Origin of the sequence: Paenibacillus sp. ICGEB2008, from assembly GCF_000307675.1 — a bacterium.
Taxonomy (GTDB): Bacteria; Bacillota; Bacilli; order Paenibacillales; family Paenibacillaceae; genus Paenibacillus; species Paenibacillus polymyxa.
The window spans coordinates 63,258-80,816 of record NZ_AMQU01000006.1; the positions used below are offsets into that span (position 1 = coordinate 63,258).

The window sequence follows — 17,559 nt, forward strand, 5'->3', positions numbered from 1 at the left end:
ATAAACATGGAATCCGTGATAAGCAAACAAAACAACTTAAAGAGCGCTCTGTATGATATTGTTGTAATGGCAAAAAGAAATATCCTGAAAATCAAACATAATCCCGATAAATTGATAGATGTAACCGTAATACCTATTTTCTTCATGATCGTCTTTTCTTATCTGTTCGGAGGTGCGATTGCTGGAGGTGTACAAGGATACTTGCCAATCATCGTGCCGGGAATTCTAATTCAAACACTGGTCATGTCGTCATCGGCAACGGGCACGCAATTACGAGAAGATTTGGATACTGGCGTTTTTGATCGGTTTAAATCATTACCCATTGTCCGGATTGCTCCACTGGCTGGTTTAGTGGCATCAGATATTTTACGATATGTCGCGGCGGCTTTTTTCTCGATCGGTACGGGCTTTATTCTTGGATGGCGTCCGGAAGCCGGGTTTGGGTGGTTGATCGTCGCTTCGCTTTTGGCCATATTCGGCGCATGCGCAATCAGTTGGGTATTTGCATTGATTGGTCTGCTATCCAAATCCGCATCAACGATCTCTAGTATTTCGACAATGGTTACCATGATGATGTCGTTCCTATCCAACGCCTTCGTGCCTATTGATACGTTGCCCCATTTTTTGCAGAGCGTAGCTGAACATAATCCTATTACTTATTTGGTCACGGCTTTTAAAGATTTAGCCAATCATGGACAGTTCACTTCAAGCGCATCAATGACCATCTTTATCGGCATACTCCTTGTTATGATTGTCGCTCCAATTACAGTTAAAATATATAATAGAAAAATTTAGTTAAAGTAAAGAAGGACAGGGGCGACCGCCCTGTCCTTTCTTCATAGATGAGGGAGGCTAAGGATGGCCCTAAAACTTTCATTACCTATAGCTCGGAGAACCGAAATACAACGGCTTTTTTCTCGCCGTTAGAGTGATAAGGTGAACCGTATCACAAGTAGGGCTAAATCTATAGTTACAACAAGGGACCTCTTCGAAAAAAAATTCGGAGAGGCTCTTTGCTAAAATAGAAAGCCGGTTGGTTATCGGATATATATTCTGCTAAGTGATGTAGATGTCCGTTCCAGTCCAATTGCAACGGCTTATTGCATAGGGTTGCCTTGCGCTGCATTCGAGACAGTCTCCCAGGCTTCCCAGGTGGCTAGACGGTCAGCATAGATGCCGCGTGCTATAGGCAGGACTTCCGAGCCGAGCACAAATCGTAGTGGGGGTTCCGCTGCGTCCACGATCTTGAGAACGGCTTCTGCAGTCGATTGAGGGTTGCCGCGTTTCTCGGTTGATAGATGCGTGAACACCTGCTTCCGTACATCGGCATAGACGTCCATTTCCGGTACACGCTTACCTGAAGCGCCAAACTCAGTCGCATAGGCACCGGGTTCAAGCAGTGTCACCTTAATCCCAAAGTCCTTGACCTCTTGCACCAGGCTTTCGTGGAGTCCTTCGACCGCCCATTTGGAGGAGCAATAGAAGCCGATGAGCGGTCTTGCCTCGATCCCAAGGGAGCTTGAAACGCTGAGCAAATGGCCGTTGCCCTGCTTCCTCAGTAGTGGCAAGGCAGCTTGGATGACTCGAAGATAACCAAAATAGTTCGCATCAAACAGAGCGCGGACATCGGCTTCGCTTGCCTCCTCGATCATTCCGACCAAAGTATAACCGGCATTGTTGAGGACAACGTCCAGCTTGCCGAAATGGGCATGAGCCCGCTGAACGACCTGGCGGACCTGCTCAGCATCCGTTACGTCGAGTGTCATGGGAAGAGCGAGATCTCCGAAACGTTCCTTCAAATCGGCAACGTCCTCCAATTTGCGGGCGGTAGCTGCAACTTTATCGCCACGCGTGAGCGCGGCTTCTGCCCATATGCGGCCTAAACCGCGAGAGGCCCCCGTGATAAACCAGACCTTTTTATCCATGGTATACTCCTCCTTTAAATTCCCTGTTCTGTGTGGGATACTTAAATTAAAGCACCACAATACGATACCTTCAAGTTCCGAAACTAATTAGTACCGAAAAGGAAGGTTAAATGTAATGAATAAAATGAAAAGTAGAGAGTCAATCGGGTCTAAATTAGCTGACGAAGTAGCGGAAAAGCCAGAGAAAACATTAGGCCGGAAACGAGATCACACGCGGGATGCTAAAATCCTGGAAGCGACAATCGACATCCTCGCCGAAGCCGGTTTCGATGGAATGACAATGGACATGGTCGCAGCTAGAGCGAAGGCCGGAAAGGCGACGGTGTATCGCCGCTGGTCCTCCAAGACAGAGCTAGTCCGAGATGCTTTAACCTGGATGAATCGAAATCATCTTGAGCTTCACCTCTTGCCCGATACGGGAACGTTGCGCGATGATCTGCTTGCGCTATTGAAGCCGCAATCGCTCGAAGAAGGTGAACGCAAACTTCGAGTACTCGCAGGCCTGGGCTCCTTTTTTTCGCAGAATCGGGAATCAATTAACGGAGAAATTTTCGAACCGTGGGCTGTAGTGAATCGTGAGCTCATGCAGCGGGCCGTCGGCCGCGGTGAAATCTCCACCCGTGCGGACATTGAAATGGCCTGCCAGGTTATTACTTCAATGGCTTCTTATCGCGGACTCGTACAGCGCAAAACATTCGACAAGCTTTTCTACACTTCGCTAATCGACGGCGTTCTACTCCCTGCCCTCAAAAATCCGTTAACATCTCCAAATGAAACGGAATAAGGAAGGCGGCCTTTTGCCTGCAGAAAGAAGAGCCCCCACGAATGGGACATGATAAAAGGGCCATCCAGCAAAGGATGGCCTTAAAACTTGCCGTTACAGACAGCGCAGAGAACCGCACCCATAAGCATCCAGATTATCGGAAAGCGAAGCAGCCTCTCTATGTTTTTGGACCTTACTTTCCTCATGTCCTTCATCAGCTCCTATAACGTTTGGTAGCTATGAGTTTATGCTGGAAAAGTCATAAAGAGATAGTGTTCTTTGGTCATGACATGGTTTATGGTTACTTGTGATCCAATATGCCCGAATCCCGGGTTATGCGGGCAGCTTCTCGCCTTCCCTTGACCTGAAGCTTCGAGTAAATCGATGAGATGTAATTCTTAACAGTCCCTTCACTAAGAAAAAGCGCCTCAGCAATGTCTTGATTGCGCAGGCCGGAAGCCAGCTTATGCAGCACTTCAAGTTCACGGGCGCTGAGCCCGTACTCATTACTTTTTACGGTGGAGGTATTGTTCATGCTCATGCTTTTAATCATTTTGCCCGCCATCTCTTGCGTTATTAAGGTGCCTCCGGCATGAACCACGCGTATGCCTGCAGCCAGATCCTTGGGATGGATGGCCTTGAGCCATAGCCAACCATATTTTTAAAAGCATATTTTGATTCTAGACACAATCGGGTTTCCCTTTTAAAGCGAACCTAAATCCCTTCTAGAATCTCTTCCGTTGTGCGAATCCGGCCAATCCTCGGAAAAATAACATCCCGTACATGCTCATGTTCGGCCTTGGTGAACCCGGTCATGGCGTCAATTGCAAAAATAAGTTGATAGCCGTGCTGAAATGCCTCTCTTGCGGTTGTATCGACTCCGATACCTGAGGATATACCGCATAAAACGATCGTATCAATATTTCGGCGGCGCAGCTGCAGGTCAAGGTCTGTTCCATGGAAAGCCCCCCATTGTTTTTTGGAGATGATATGGTCTGTCTCGGTCACTCCGAGCTCGGGAACAAATTCATCCCAGCCCTCTATCAGGTTCAATCTAGGTACCGTGATATCGAGCTTGGGAGAAGGTATATCCTTGAAGTCTTTACTGGATACGTGTACAAGATTCACAAAAGCCCCCTTGTTACGAAAAAGATTGGCCAGCTTAGCTGAATTTGCAATGACCATCTCGGCAGAATAAGGAGCATACTGACTGCCAATCCATTTTTGGAGGTCAATGACGACCAGAGAAGTCTTGTTCCAATCCAATAACGGTGCTCGTTCCCCACCCTTCAAATGATTGCCATTTAGTTGGTTCATATAGAATCTCCTCCTAACCTTATCTTGTAATTAAATATGACTACATCAGTATATAATCGATGATATAGAATAACGAGAGAAGGAATTAACCTAGGAGTGTTACTCCCAGAATACAAAGAAATACTGGAGGGATGAGATGAAATGCAGGAGGAACGGGAAAAGACCGGAGAATTAGCTGAATTCCTCCGTACCCGACGGGCCCGTCTGACTCCGGAGCAGGTAGGTTTGCCTTCCGGTGAAAGACGGCGGACACCTGGTCTTAGGAGGGCAGAGGTTGCCATACTCGCTGGTATCAGTGTGGATTGGTATACATGGCTGGAGCAGGGGAGAGATATTCAGGTATCCATCCAGGTGCTTGATAGCTTGTCCCGTGCGCTGCGAATGAACGACATTGAGCGAAAACATCTCTTCTTGCTCGCTGCAGGACACTTACCCCCGAGTAATCAAGCGCCACAGAACAAGGTAAGCCGGCTACTACAGGATTTTTTGGACAGACAGGGGGAAAGCCCTGCCTTTGTGGTAAATTCAAGGTGGGATGTCGTAGCCTGGAACCAGGCCGCGATTCTCGTTTTTGGAGATTACGAAGCAATGTCGGCAAGAGATAGAAATTCGATATGGCGCCTATTCACTACGAATAATGCGAAGCGGATGCTGGGTGACAGTTGGGAAGCGAACGCCAAACATCGGTTAGCCCAGTTTCGGGCCAACTATGCAAATACAGTCGGGGATCCTTGGTGGGGAGAGTTTATTGAGGACCTGCACCAGCAAAGTAAGGAGTTCCGGGAATGGTGGCCGTTGCATCAAGTTATAAATGTGCCGGAAGGCGAAAAGCTGCTTAATCATCCTGTTGTCGGTTCCCTTCGTTTTGGTCATCTTTCCTTTCAGGCTATGGACTCCGTTGACCTCCAGGTTACAGTTAATATTCCTTTGGATACCCCAACAATTGAAAGAATGAGAAAACTTCTTTCTGCGGTTACTCGATAATTCAGCATTTGCCACGTCCGCTGAAGTTATTCCATTTTGTTATGACCAGGTTAACTTCAATCTCCTCGTTCTCCACAGCCATAAATGAAATTCTCCTTAGGCTAGTGATGAACAGGGGGCAAGTTTGTAAGATCGCTATCCATATATTTTGTAATAGATACACGATGCAGATCGTCAACTGTCGCAAGGAAGACTTTGAATTTGCTGTGCCGCTAATTGGGCATTAACCCAAAGTTCGTTTATTCCAGGTTCGTGGAGGATTCGTTTCTCGATTTTCCCCTCCCGAGCAATGGGATAAGATATGGTGGAGGAGCTTGAACGATTGGCCTTTTCGAGAATGCTCAATTTTCCATTTGCCTCAATGACTGCAATTTCTACGCGAGTGACATCAAAAATCTTTTCCTCTCTTAACATTTGCAGGATGTTATCTATGGAATATTTCGTTTTTCTAATGTTTTTAGCTATGAACTTACCTTTAGATATAACGATGATAGGCTCGAACGTTACCAATTTACCGAACCAACGAAATTTAAGTACCCCAACTGAGAAAATCTTTTGAACGATCCCGATACTAACGATAGCGAAGGCTGTTGGGATGTGGCGAATATCAGGGTCGGCTATATCTGCTCCAACAAGAGCTCCCAAAATTAAAATAACTAAAAAATCAAAAACAGGAAGTTCCCAATGGCTTTTCTCCCCATAAATAAAGTGACAAACAACATGAGCGGGATCATGGTAATGATTCTCCCTGCGACCAGCCCCAAACCTCTAATTATTTCCATTTTGGCAGGTGACCTTTCTTTAGCGGGATGGAATAATGAACGAACATCGTCATGTTAGTATGATTCCAATTTGTAAAAAAATGCAAGTGGGTGAGTTGTGGATATGGCTAAAATCGTCAGCGCATGGACCTATCCGAATGTAACGGTCGTCTCATCGTTCGGATTAATGACTCCAGGATTACTCTAAAGTGGTTGTTTAAGTGAGACACTGTAAACAGACCCTTTTTATTTGCCGTTAGATCCGATACGGTGAACCGTAACAGCACACCATTTTTTAACCGTTGACCCTTCTGCAATCCATGCAGAAGGGTCCCTTGCTGTCAAAATGAAGCGAAGGATGAAGGGGCAGAGTATTTCGATTGTGATTTAAAAATTAAGCATTCCCTCTCTAGGAAAAATGGGGTTTGGAAACGTAATTCCATGTGTGTGACTCTTGGTTTCTAACAATTTCACGATTTCTTCATAACTCTACTGTATAGAAAGGTGTTTAGCAAACCATGTCGAATATTATTTTATGTTACCTCGAGAGGGACTAGATGGGAGTGATGCATAATGAGAGGTAAGAAGTTCACGATGACGATCAGGAACAAGGTAATTCTAACGATCGTCGTTACTGTAATCACCAGCCTTGTGATCGGAGGCGTTGGGATTTACAATCTGAAGCGGGTACAATCCTCGCTTGAGGAAAGCCTTAGTATTAGGGCGGAAGTCATTGATCTCATTCGTACAGCGGATATCGACCTATATCAGATGCTGTTGGCAGAACGATCGCTGTACAGTTACGAACCAGGGTCGGAGCAATTTTCGAAACAACTGGAGGATTACGAAAAACAAAAGGAGTCAGCAAAGAAGAAACTTAATAAGTATAAGTCATTTGGAACAATTTTTGATAATGAGGAAAAGTTGATTCAAGACTACGAAGCAACGGTTGAAGCGTATGAATTGGTCTCCAAGAAAGTGATTGACGGATTATCGTCAAAGGATTCAACTGTGCGTGAAAGGGCGAATCTTCTTTCTTATCAGGAGGGCAGCGAAAAGTTTGACCAGATGGAAGACGCTTTGGATCACATAGGCGATCTGTACTACGATGATAACCAAATCATGTTGGACAGCACACAAAAACAATATAGCTTCCTGCGATTGATCAGTATCCTTTTAACATTAGCAGGCTTGATCGCTTCATCGTTGCTTGGGTATTTGATCATCCGATCCATCCATCATCCGATCCGTTATTTGCGTGGACGTGTGCGAGAGATTGCGGAGGGCAATCTGGCCGTCGATATACGTACCTTCTCCCAGGATGAGCTTGGGCAATTAACCGCTGATTTTAATATAATGGTATCTCGTATGAAAGAACTCATTTCGACAGTAAGCCAATCGATTGGCCGTGTAAATACTTCCGCTCATGAACTTACCTTTATCGCGGAACAAACAACGGCAACCGGCGAGGAAATGACGTCAGGCATTAATGAAATTGCAGTTGGTGCTTCCGAGCAAGCGTCCTTGACAGAGGCAACGAGCCGTGAAACAATGGCGCTTTCAGACACGATTGAAAAGGTAAATGTAAGGAACAAAAAAATGACCAGCTTGTCTTCGGAGGCGGAAATCGTCTTAAGAGGCGGCATGGATAAAGTAAAGAAATTACAGGATCACAATCTCCAAACGACAGAAGCAAACCAATTAGTCGTACAACATATTGAAGGCCTGGCAGAACAGATGCTTACGATTTCCACAATCGTACAAACGATTAATGAAGTATCTGAGCAAACGAAGCTCCTCGCATTAAATGCGAGCATAGAAGCGGCGCGTGCCGGCGATTCCGGAAAAGGATTTGCAGTTGTCGCTACAGAGATTCGCAAGCTATCGACCATGACTTATGAATCAACAGAGAGAATTAACACAACTATTGCACGCCTCAAGGCAGAAGTTTCTCAAACGTTGCAGGTCATGAATCAAACAGAGGTGATTATCTCCGAACAATCTCTTATTGTTCAGGAGTCGGGAACGGTTTTTGAATCGATTATGGATATGCTAAAGGAAATCATCAGTTCGATTCAAGAGATGGATGGGGATATAGGGCAGATGAATGTTAGCAGGGAACAGGTCATCTCATCCATTATCAAGATATCCGATGTAGCTCGAGACGCAGCTTCTGCCACAGAAGAGATAAGTTCGGCTTCTAACGATCAGAGTCAAGCGTATTCCCATCTGCATAGTGCAGCTGAACAATTGAAACAATCAAGCCAACAAGTGAGCGAAATGATTAGCAGATTTCGAATTGTACAAGAATAATTCGTACTGAGAATAAGAAAAGGAGCTATCCCACTAGGGATGGCTCCTTTTCTGCCCTCGTTGATGAAAAGCGTGCGTATCGTCTCACCTCTAGGTGTAACCCCTCAGACGCAAAGCGAATCGGCAACTTAGATAAATGACCATGTCTTAGTTCATAGTGGTTTGAACTATTTTACGATTCACACTGGGTGTGTGCCGTTACTAGGCCAGGTGTCTCTACATAGAAATAAGCTGAAGAGAAAGGCTTATGTCATGAACGGGGATGGTGTAAAGTAGATGGCACAAAAGTTGCAAAAGAAAAGTACGCGATTAACCGGAAGGATCGTAATTCCGAGGAATCCGTCATACAATATGGCCAGAATGGAGTTCAATAGGCGTTTTTCCAAATTTCCAAGGGTCATTGTTTTTTGCCAACGAACTCAGGATGTGATCAACGCAGTCAAATGGGCTCGTGAGCGGGGCATACGGCTGCGAGTGCGCAGCGGACGGCATAGCTATGAAGGCTTCTCAACTGTAAATGGCGGTATTATTATCGATGTGAGCGAGATGAATAAGGTTACAGTTGATCGAAAAAATGGAGTGGCCATTGTCCAAACAGGAAATCCACTTGCCCGTGTGTACAAGAAGCTGTGGAATAAGCGTGTGGCCATTCCGGCGGGGACTGCACCCGATGTAGGCGTAGCTGGGCTCACCCTGGGAGGAGGCATTGGACTTCTTTCCCGCAAATATGGACTTACGTGCGATAACTTGAAACAAGTGAAGATGGTCGTAGCTTCGGGGCGGTATGGGGCAAAGACGATTGTGGCAAACAGCAAGAAACATTCCGATCTATTGTGGGCATCGCGAGGCGGAGGGGGAGGGAACTTTGGTATTGCTACCGAGTTTACATTTCGAGTTAGACCGATTTCGAAGGTTTCTATATACAGTATTACGTGGAAATGGAGCGATCTTGAGAAGGTATTACCGGCTTGGCAACGCTGGGGCCCATCGGTCACAAACCGCTTAACCTCAACCATTGAGGTGGCTGTCAAGCAGGTGGGATCCATTGTATCTACCGGGCAATTGCTTGGCGGTGCAGAGGAGCTGCGTCGATTGATTAGACCGCTCTTGCGAGCAGGCACCCCGGTGAAGGTGATGGTGAAGACAGTACCTTTTATTGAAGCAACCCATTTTTTTACCGAATCGGACCTGAATTTGGAACCAAAGTTTAAAATAACTGGGGCCTACGGGTTCCAACCTTTACCGCCTGAAGGAGTACGAATTATACGCGACTTTTTAGCTCAAGCACCCAACAGGCATTCTAGCGTGTGGAGTCAGAGCTTAGGCGGTGCAAGAAGCGCGGTGAGTCGAGTATCGCCTACTGCAACGGCCTATCCTCATCGGAAGGCTGAGACAATCTACGAACTGTCAGCCCGTTGGAGAAATAGTGGGGAGCAGGAGCGGAATATTCAGTGGGTGGAAAGGTTCCGTAAAGCGTTACGTCCCTTTGTTAAAGGGAATTATGTGAATTTTCCCGATCTGCAGATTAAGAACTGGCCCAAGGCGTATTATGGCGTGAACTTTGGCAGATTGAAGCAAGTGAAACGAAAGTACGACCCTCATAATGTATTTCATTTTGCTCAGAGCATTCCAGTGGGTAAACAGGACAGAAAATGACAATACGTACACCAGACGAGTTAAAACAAGGAGCTGACGGCGGCAGCTCCTTTAGTAATTTCGCTGATAGCGACGTTAAGCTGAACCGTATCATTGGCTTCAACAGCGGTATGTCTCTCCTCAAAAGATCGTTGAAAGTGGAGGATACGTAAACCTGTAAATTTTCCCTCACGGGGCCACCCAAATTAAAGAATTAGTATAAAAAGAATCCACCACACTCTCTCTTTATTTATCAGAATTAATTGGGGTTTTCATTATATATCGCCACCATTTTATTTAAATAATTTCGAAATTCTTCAACATATGCTTTGGGCTCTACGACTTCTAGATTTGTACCGAGGCTTGCTAAAAATTGAAATCCATTAGTGTTTTGAGGAACACGGATGGTGGCTAAGAGATAATCAGGACTATAGTTTTCAATACTCTTTCGGCCGTACCTTTCTATAAATTGATCTTTTATGCTAGGCGAAATTAATGCCTTAATAGAGACTGATTCCGATTGATAACTTGCTTCATGTTCTTGTCCCAATGAATCAACTCTAGGGTTAAATGTGATTTCCTCCATAAGAAGATGATCGATCCTGGATAATTTAAATGTTCTATATCCCTGACGATGTAAACAGAATCCCTTCAAATACCAACTCATTTCGCTAAAATGAAGCTGATATGGCTCGACAATTCTATTCGTCGCGGTGCCATTTTTATCTATATAATCAAATGAGACCAACTTTCTCTTTGATATCGATTCTTGGCATATCTTCAAGGTTTGAAGAATCTCAGACCGACCCTCCCAATCATAAAATGACAGTTGGATTGAGCCTTTTGGAGACAATGGGCTAACCATGGCTTCTATTTTTTTAATAGTCACTTCAACTTCTTTACTAATTAGAATTTGTCCTAATCCGCCGAGCGCAGTCAATATATTCTCCAAGTCGGAGTTGCTTAAAAGACGTTTATCAACCTTGTATTCATCCATAATGCCATAGCCGCCATGAATTCCATGAATAGAATAGATCGGGATGTTCGATAAACTCAGAGTTTCCATATCCCGAAGGATCGTTCTTTTGGAAACGTTAAATAATTGTGCGAATTCTTTTGTTGTAACGATGTCTTTTTTCAGCAATATCATGATGATGGATATTAACCTCTCGACCTTTTCCATAGGTTCTCCTTCTTTTTTTTGTACTATATCTATAAATGGTGACATACATCTGTCACCTCTTATTCATTATACTGCATGTATAACACGAAGGAGGTTTTACTTTATGTCAGCTATTGTATATTTAAACTTTGATGGAGTTGCAGAACAAGCGATTGATTTTTATTCGAAGGCTTTAAACGCGAAAGAAGTTAAAAAAGTTAAATTTAAGGATTTCCCGCAAGATCCAAACTATCCATTATCGGAGAATGAATTAAATATGATCATGGAGTCCTCAGTCGAGTTTGCAGGCGGAAAAATCATGATGTCGGATATTTTGCCTTCCATGATGGCGGTAACAGGGGAACTAGTGAAAGGAAATAACGTATTTATTAGTCTAGTTAATGATGATAAACAAACATTGGAAGAATACTTTAAACATTTGTCTGTTGGCGGCCATGTTGTGATGCCGTTAACAAATACGCCTTGGTCTTCGTGTTTTGGAATGCTGGTTGATAAGTTTGGGATCTCCTGGAAATTTAATAGTGACGCAGTTCAGTTTCTCGATAATGTTATTTCAAACAAACAGTAACTCAGACCCATTTCTGACAATACTCGCTTTCGGCATTAATTGAGGAGTTATTTTACTTTCCGATATCTTATGTTTGCTATGTTTGCTATCCCTAATGTGGTGATGCCACTACCAAGTTTGAAGTTATGTTGGCTTACCAGCAAGTTGTGAGCGCAAACCAACTTCTACCCACTCTCCCGATTTCTATGCTTTAATAAAATGAGTAGTATCAACAAGAAACGTTGAAAGTGGGATTCTATGAAGCGACTAACGATTGGCCTGTTCGCCCATGTGGATGCAGGTAAGACAACTTTTGCGGAACAGCTGCTGTACCATACGAACAGTATCCGGTCGCGTGGGCGGGTGGATCATCAGGATGCGTTTCTGGACAGCCACGACATCGAGCGGGCAAGGGGCATTACGGTGTTCGCAGATCAGGCGGTAATGGAATATAAAGGAGACAGTTATTATTTAATAGACACGCCCGGACACGTCGATTTCTCCCCGGAGATGGAGCGAGCGATTCAGGTCATTGATTATGCCATCCTGATTGTAAGCGCAGTTGAAGGTGTCCAGGGCCATACGGAGACGGTCTGGCAGCTGCTGCGCAAACATCGGATTCCGACGTTCTTCTTTATCAACAAAACGGATCGGATCCGCGCGGATGTAGGCAGAACCGAGGCAGATATCCGACAGCAGTTAACGGGGGAAGTATGTTGCATTACACAGAGCTTGGCTGACGGCATAGTCGGCGAGCCGCTGCGGGAGGCCATGGCGGAGCGAGACGAAGCATTGCTGGAAGCATTCCTGGAGGGGAGAGAGGATTCCGGCTTCTGGCTGGAGGCCTTGCAGAGGATGATAGCGGCGGGTCTTCTCTTCCCCTGTGCTTACGGCTCTGCGCTTCAGGATACAGGCGTCGTTGAATTTCTGGATCAGCTGCATCTGCTGACGACAACCACTTATGACGAGAATGCTTCGTTCCAGGGGCGGGTTTATAAAATTCGGCACGATGCAGGCGGAGTGAGACTCACGTTCATTAAGGCGCTGGGTGGTCGGCTGAAGGTGAGAGAACAGCTTAGTTACGAGAGCGGCGGGGTTCAATATGACGAAAAAATTACGCGGCTCTTCTTGTTTAACGGACTTAAATCGCAGCCGGTGGAACAAGTGGAGGCCGGCGATTTGTTTGCGGTTGCCGGATTGTCCGCCGCCGAGGCCGGACAAGGTCTGGGGTCGATATCGGACAAGTTAGCTTACGATTCGGAGCCGACATTACAATCGAAGGTATTATTCGACAATTCGATACATGTACAGAAGGTGCTCGGTGCTTTTCGCACACTGGAGGCGGAGGAGCCGTCTCTAAACGTCGTTTGGGATGAAAAATTGCAGGAGATTTCTATCCGCGTCATGGGATTGATTCAACTGGAAGTGCTGGTGCAGCTTGTTAGAGAGCGGTTTGGCTTTGCTATCTCTTTTGGACAACCGGAAATCTTGTATAAGGAAACGATTCAATCGGCTGTGAAAGGGTACGGCCACTTCGAACCGCTCAGGCATTATGCGGAAGTGCATCTGCTGATTGAACCGGGAGAAAGGGGCAGCGGCATTATGTTCGATAGCAGATGTCATGCCGATGATCTGAATGTCAGCTATCAGAATCTGATTCGGAATCATCTCTATGAACGGGAGCATCACGGACTGCTGACTGGCATGCCGGTCACCGACGTGAACATTACGCTGCTGAGGGGGCGCGCGCATAAAGAACATACCCATGGTGGCGATTTTCGTGAGGCTGCTTTTCGAGCACTACGGCAGGGGCTGGAGAAGGCGGACAATGTGCTGCTGGAGCCCTATTACGATTTCAAAATCAAGGTCGCTATCGATGAAATGGGCAGGGTGCTGTCCGATATTCAGCGTGCTTCGGGTATTTTTAATCCACCGCAGACAACCGGAACGCAAGCGGTGGTCACGGGCAGGGTGCCTGTGTCGACTTTCATGAACTACAGTACCGAATTTGCATCCTTTACGCATGGACGAGGCAGTATCCGTTGCGTGTTCAGCGGCTACGATCGCTGTCATAATACGGAGGAAGTCATAGAACGGATGGGCTACCGCAAAGGGGCAGACCCACTGTATACATCCTCCTCTATCTTTTGCGCCAAAGGGGCGGGTTACTCGGTGCCATGGGATGAGGCGGAAGCCAAGATGCACCTTGAATTAGAACCTTAATCGCACACATTTCCAGGATTCAGGCGAAAAGTAGGTAAATTTAGAACGAACAATTTTTATAATGGAAATAAGATATATATTTTATAGGGCTAAGGGGCGATTGTCATGGAACCGACGCATGAAATACAGGCGCTGGCGGCAGAAGCCGATTCACCCTATTGTTGTTACGAGGATGAGGACTTCGATGATGTTAAACAATTATTTATGGAGCGTCCTTCCATTGTGGAGCTTGAAGCTGATGAATGGAATCGTGAATTTGATTCGAGGCTGAAGGCCATGGAGCTGGCGATGAAAATGCTCGATGATGAAGGCGTGTTTGCCTTGAATCAACCGCGAGAGTCTGTATGTGTCCTTGTCGAGATCATGCGGCCAGATGAGATCAATACCGAAATCGCCCTGCGTTTGAATCAGGCAGAGTCGCCAGCTATGCAAGCATGGCTGGCGGAAGCAGCGGAGTAAGGGGTTTCGCGTTTCTTGAGGGAGAGTTGTAAAATGCCTAATGAATATCAAATGAATATTTTAGCTGAGAGAACGGAATGTATTCTTTATTATGCGGGGTCGATCCTATCGAACAAGCATAGTGCGGGCTGGATCGGCGGGAATGCGCCCGAATTTTTTGATAATCAATCGGACCTCATCCACGAAGATAACCAAAAATATGTTTTTTACTTGAGCCTCGTCCATCCCTTTAAACCGGAGAGCATGATTTCGATCTTCATCCCTGAAGACTATGAGGAGTATTTAGAAAACAACATTTATCCTAATTGCTCGGTCAAGGTGATTGAGCATCCCACTTCAACTGAAAGTGTCAAAGATATGTTTACTAACCCAGGGCTTGTAAAGCATGCAATTTCAGATGGGGAATTAAGCCATGACAAAAAATCGATGGATCAGCCTTTTTTGATCAAAGTAGGCGGAAACCCGAGACTTATTCAAAATGAAGACTATTATTTTACGAAGTTGAAAGAGGAATCATTCTCTTTTTTATTTCAGGTAGATGAAGATGGTTATCCCAAAACGTTGCTTCAAGAGGATTACAATTATCCCTTTGGTTTTGGATCACTATATATTTTCGCCAACGTGGGGACGACTGAGATACAACATCCAGTAGCAGGTTTTTGGCAATTCTCTTGATTTGGCGTGGGGCTAACGAGCACGTTAGGCGATTTTTGGCGTGCGTATGCCCCATTCGCACAAGCAGGAAGCCCGCCCCTGGCGTAAACTGAATTATAATCAGTGAGCGAGGTGAACTTCCATGGCACAATCGAAAGAGATGCGTGCACGGGCTAAGAAGTTTCAAGGCCGTCCGGTCTGTGTCACCCTGCACAGCGGAGAGACTTATGTCGGCTACATCACCGACGTTAATCGCGGCGGGTTGGTACTTTCCAGTGCTGGGGCTCCCCCGCGTGCTCCTTCCAGGAAGCAAGATTCCCGATCTCTCAAACGCAGAGCCAGTTCGCATGCCCCGGGCGTCCGTCTCGGCAACCGGAAAAGCGGTGCACGTAAACCGTCTAGCCGTTCGCGCTCTCGCAAGCCGGACGCCAAGGTGTCGGCATTCCTGCCGATGATGGGCTCGCTGTTAGGCGGCCTTGGCGGCTCCACTGCAGGCGCAGGAGGGCTTGGCGGTATGCTCGGCGGCGGCTTGCGACTGTTCGGCATGATCCAGAAATTTGTCCCGGTTGTGAAGATGGGCTACGGCATGATCAAGTCTATTCGCCCGTTTCTCGGCGCTGTTAAAGGCTTGATGCCCTCGGCTAGTCCGACTACGCCGAATAACGAATAATCGTACCCCTGTGGACTTTAAGCCCCCTTTGAGTGGTCAGGTCAAAGGGGGCTAGCCCACAAGCCATTAGGACTACCACTGTCTAATCCAGATTGGATTTAGCTCGGAATAGCCCATCTCCTTTAATAAATCCCAGGCATTATCCAGAACCTGAGGTTTCCCCTGGGTCAAAAGCTCTTGTCGTTTTGCCATCAAGTAAGAGATAATTTCAGCGATATGCTTGGGTTTACCCAGATGGAGGACAGTTTCCATGTTATTATTTTGTGCTGAAATATCATAAAAGGCCCAATAAGTACGAGGCTCTTCATCGGGAGGATCTGCCTGGAAGATGAGCGTGACTTTGATGTTTTTATTCTCTTTGGGAGATAGGTTTAGGATGAAGCGAGACCCGCCTGAATACCAATAAACGAAGGCATAACCGTCGACCGTAATATTTCTTAATTGGCTTTTCATTATTTTCTCCCTCACTCTATGTTGTTTAAAATGAACTGCGTTTAATGAGTTTAATTAAATAATTATGTCGTTAATTTCCGAGAAATGAGGAGTGGCTTACATGAATAACAAGGTGATTATAGTCTAATCCACATATAGATTCCATTCATATGGATTTTTCCTGTGGTACTCTAGATACATATCATTTTAAAGAGGTACGACCCATAGAAAAAACAATAAAATTGCTGGATAAGCAAACAAGGAAACCTGGCTATGGTCAACAGGAGAGTTCAAATATGTGGTTTAGGAAGAAAGAAACGCAACTGGATCGAATAAAAAACAAACTGAGTCAAGCCATGCGCAAGGACGCGGACTTCTCGGTGTTTGGAGCATCCTCACATCAATATAGGGTTAAAGAGAAGCTTACAGCAAAAGAGCTAGAGGACTGGCAAACCCTCAATCAGGTCACACTTCCTGAGCCTTACGCGCTGTTTTTAATGAAAATCGGCAACGGAGGCGCCGGACCCTACTATGGAATTTATTCACTTGGAAAGGCAACTTCCTACACCGAGCGCCAGGTGCTCCTTGCAAAATCCGTTCTGCATCCCGGGATGACCAAAGAGGAATGGAACCATCTGATTGAGCCCCTGACCAGGGACGAGGACATTCCCGATGAGGAATACGACGACACCTGTAATAAGGTGTTGGGCGGCATGTTGTGCATAGGTACCCAAGGTTGCGAATACGACATGTATCTCGTACTTGAAGGGAAATATAGGGGGAGAATTGTGTGCACCTCCGATTTTCATCCCGATCATCCTTTTTTCTTTGTCTATGAAGGTAGCTTTCTGGATTGGTATGAGCGCTGGCTGGATGAAATTATTCTGGATTATGATATCGGGTGGTTTGGCAGTCGAATGCCGGGTGATGAGAATGCACTGATCCAGATTTATCAGAGCGCTCCAAACGAAGAAATCCAAGCTAAAGCGCTTGATGGATTGTTCAAGTTTAAGAAGGTCTCTCAGCTAACCCTTGCTTTTTTGAAAAATATTGCGGAACAAAGCCCCAAAAATCGGACCACAGCCATTAGGCTTATCTGCAAAACTTCCTTTGACACGGGTAGAAAATATCTTCTGGAGCTGTTGCAATCGGATAAACATGAGGATTTTCTTCAAGCTTTACAGATTCTGCACGCTTCCAGTAAAACTGAGGATTTAACGAAGTTTATTTCAGTGATCTTGCAAAGGCTTGACAGGATTGACGACCCAGAAGCGTTGCGTTATGCAGGGTATATTTTGGAGAATTACGGTGCGATTACGCTTCAGAACTTTGCGCCTTTCTTGTGTCATGCCGACCTGAAAATGCAAACCACTGCCATCTATGCCGCGCGCAGTTGCGAAAACAAGCTGGGAAGCTGGCAGATCATTGAACAGATGCTGATGGGGGGCGGCCCGCAGGTTCTGAATAACTTGATTTTATACTGGGGCATTATCCCACATGAGAAGTTGCTACCTTACTATAAGGCGGTATGGCCGGAATATAAAAGCAATCCGAATTTCAAAGGAGAATTTATCAGCTGTTTGCGAGAACTGCATTTGCCAAATGATTATTTCGACAAAGACGAATCGTGAGGAAGGCGTGTATAAATTATCCATAAAATGTTGACGGATAAGTTTAGAGTATCAGCCTTCAA

Annotated in this window: 18 protein-coding genes; 12 read left to right on the forward strand and 6 right to left on the reverse strand. The window is 45.7% G+C overall.

Annotated elements, in window-relative coordinates; all coding sequences use genetic code 11:
• Positions 1-6: 6 nt before the first annotated feature.
• Positions 7-795, forward strand: coding sequence for an ABC transporter permease (locus C400_RS0103735; RefSeq protein WP_017426003.1), 789 nt, complete (start codon positions 7-9; stop codon positions 793-795).
• Between the two features lie 302 nt (positions 796-1,097).
• Here the strand turns inward: C400_RS0103735 and C400_RS0103740 are convergent, their stop codons facing one another.
• Entirely contained in the window at positions 1,098-1,925 is an 828-nt protein-coding gene (locus C400_RS0103740) for an SDR family NAD(P)-dependent oxidoreductase (protein ID WP_017426004.1), read from the reverse strand.
• Positions 1,926-2,049: 124 nt separating this feature from the next.
• Between C400_RS0103740 and C400_RS0103745 the strand changes: the two genes are divergently transcribed.
• On the forward strand, positions 2,050-2,709 hold the full coding sequence (locus C400_RS0103745) for a TetR/AcrR family transcriptional regulator (protein ID WP_231124970.1): 660 nt from the start codon (positions 2,050-2,052) through the stop codon (positions 2,707-2,709).
• Between the two features lie 280 nt (positions 2,710-2,989).
• Here C400_RS0103745 and C400_RS0103755 read toward each other — a convergent pair whose 3' ends face one another.
• Together C400_RS0103755 and C400_RS0103760 are read right to left on the reverse strand one after the other, a co-directional pair.
• A complete protein-coding gene (locus C400_RS0103755; RefSeq protein ID WP_269800338.1) occupies positions 2,990-3,229 on the reverse strand; it encodes a response regulator transcription factor in 240 nt (79 codons plus the stop codon).
• Between the two features lie 173 nt (positions 3,230-3,402).
• Positions 3,403-4,005, reverse strand: coding sequence for an isochorismatase family protein (locus C400_RS0103760; protein WP_017426008.1), 603 nt, complete (start codon positions 4,003-4,005; stop codon positions 3,403-3,405).
• A gap of 141 nt (positions 4,006-4,146) precedes the next feature.
• Here C400_RS0103760 and C400_RS0103765 point away from each other — a divergent pair, with 141 nt between their 5' ends.
• Positions 4,147-4,989, forward strand: coding sequence for a helix-turn-helix transcriptional regulator (locus C400_RS0103765; RefSeq protein WP_017426009.1), 843 nt, complete (start codon positions 4,147-4,149; stop codon positions 4,987-4,989).
• A 174-nt stretch (positions 4,990-5,163) separates the two neighbouring features.
• Here the strand turns inward: C400_RS0103765 and C400_RS0103775 are convergent, their stop codons facing one another.
• A complete protein-coding gene (locus C400_RS0103775; protein ID WP_017426010.1) occupies positions 5,164-5,634 on the reverse strand; it encodes a DUF421 domain-containing protein in 471 nt (156 codons plus the stop codon).
• Positions 5,635-6,323: 689 nt separating this feature from the next.
• Here C400_RS0103775 and C400_RS0103780 point away from each other — a divergent pair.
• The 3 genes from C400_RS0103780 to C400_RS27320 all read left to right on the forward strand — a co-directional run bounded on the left by C400_RS0103780 (position 6,324) and on the right by C400_RS27320 (position 9,871).
• The gene (locus tag C400_RS0103780; RefSeq protein ID WP_017426011.1) at positions 6,324-8,063 is read left to right on the forward strand and encodes a methyl-accepting chemotaxis protein; all 1,740 of its coding nucleotides are present in this window, start codon (positions 6,324-6,326) and stop codon (positions 8,061-8,063) included.
• A gap of 276 nt (positions 8,064-8,339) precedes the next feature.
• The gene (locus C400_RS0103785) at positions 8,340-9,719 is read left to right on the forward strand and encodes an FAD-binding oxidoreductase (protein WP_017426012.1); all 1,380 of its coding nucleotides are present in this window, start codon (positions 8,340-8,342) and stop codon (positions 9,717-9,719) included.
• The gene (locus C400_RS27320; RefSeq protein WP_017426013.1) at positions 9,716-9,871 is read left to right on the forward strand and encodes a hypothetical protein; all 156 of its coding nucleotides are present in this window, start codon (positions 9,716-9,718) and stop codon (positions 9,869-9,871) included. The genes C400_RS0103785 and C400_RS27320 overlap by 4 nt, the downstream gene beginning before the upstream one ends.
• 86 nt (positions 9,872-9,957) lie before the next feature.
• Here C400_RS27320 and C400_RS0103795 read toward each other — a convergent pair whose 3' ends face one another.
• Positions 9,958-10,881, reverse strand: coding sequence for a helix-turn-helix transcriptional regulator (locus tag C400_RS0103795; RefSeq protein WP_026065357.1), 924 nt, complete (start codon positions 10,879-10,881; stop codon positions 9,958-9,960).
• A gap of 103 nt (positions 10,882-10,984) precedes the next feature.
• Between C400_RS0103795 and C400_RS0103800 the strand changes: the two genes are divergently transcribed.
• The 5 genes from C400_RS0103800 to C400_RS0103820 all read left to right on the forward strand — a co-directional run bounded on the left by C400_RS0103800 (position 10,985) and on the right by C400_RS0103820 (position 15,434).
• Positions 10,985-11,449, forward strand: coding sequence for a VOC family protein (locus tag C400_RS0103800; RefSeq protein WP_017426015.1), 465 nt, complete (start codon positions 10,985-10,987; stop codon positions 11,447-11,449).
• A gap of 237 nt (positions 11,450-11,686) precedes the next feature.
• Positions 11,687-13,651 carry an elongation factor G gene (locus C400_RS0103805; protein ID WP_017426016.1) on the forward strand — a complete coding sequence of 655 codons (1,965 nt, stop codon included), beginning with the start codon at positions 11,687-11,689 and terminating at the stop codon, positions 13,649-13,651.
• Between the two features lie 105 nt (positions 13,652-13,756).
• A complete protein-coding gene (locus tag C400_RS26100; RefSeq protein ID WP_017426017.1) occupies positions 13,757-14,110 on the forward strand; it encodes a DUF4303 domain-containing protein in 354 nt (117 codons plus the stop codon).
• 33 nt (positions 14,111-14,143) lie between these two features.
• Entirely contained in the window at positions 14,144-14,785 is a 642-nt protein-coding gene (locus C400_RS0103815; protein WP_017426018.1) for a hypothetical protein, read from the forward strand.
• A gap of 121 nt (positions 14,786-14,906) precedes the next feature.
• Entirely contained in the window at positions 14,907-15,434 is a 528-nt protein-coding gene (locus C400_RS0103820; protein ID WP_017426019.1) for a hypothetical protein, read from the forward strand.
• 72 nt (positions 15,435-15,506) lie between these two features.
• Here C400_RS0103820 and C400_RS0103825 read toward each other — a convergent pair whose 3' ends face one another.
• On the reverse strand, positions 15,507-15,887 hold the full coding sequence (locus C400_RS0103825) for a hypothetical protein (RefSeq protein WP_017426020.1): 381 nt from the start codon (positions 15,885-15,887) through the stop codon (positions 15,507-15,509).
• Between the two features lie 275 nt (positions 15,888-16,162).
• Here C400_RS0103825 and C400_RS0103830 point away from each other — a divergent pair, with 275 nt between their 5' ends.
• Positions 16,163-17,497, forward strand: a complete 1,335-nt coding sequence (locus C400_RS0103830) for an SMI1/KNR4 family protein (RefSeq protein WP_017426021.1) — start codon at positions 16,163-16,165, stop codon at positions 17,495-17,497.
• The last annotated feature ends 62 nt before the right edge of the window (positions 17,498-17,559 follow it).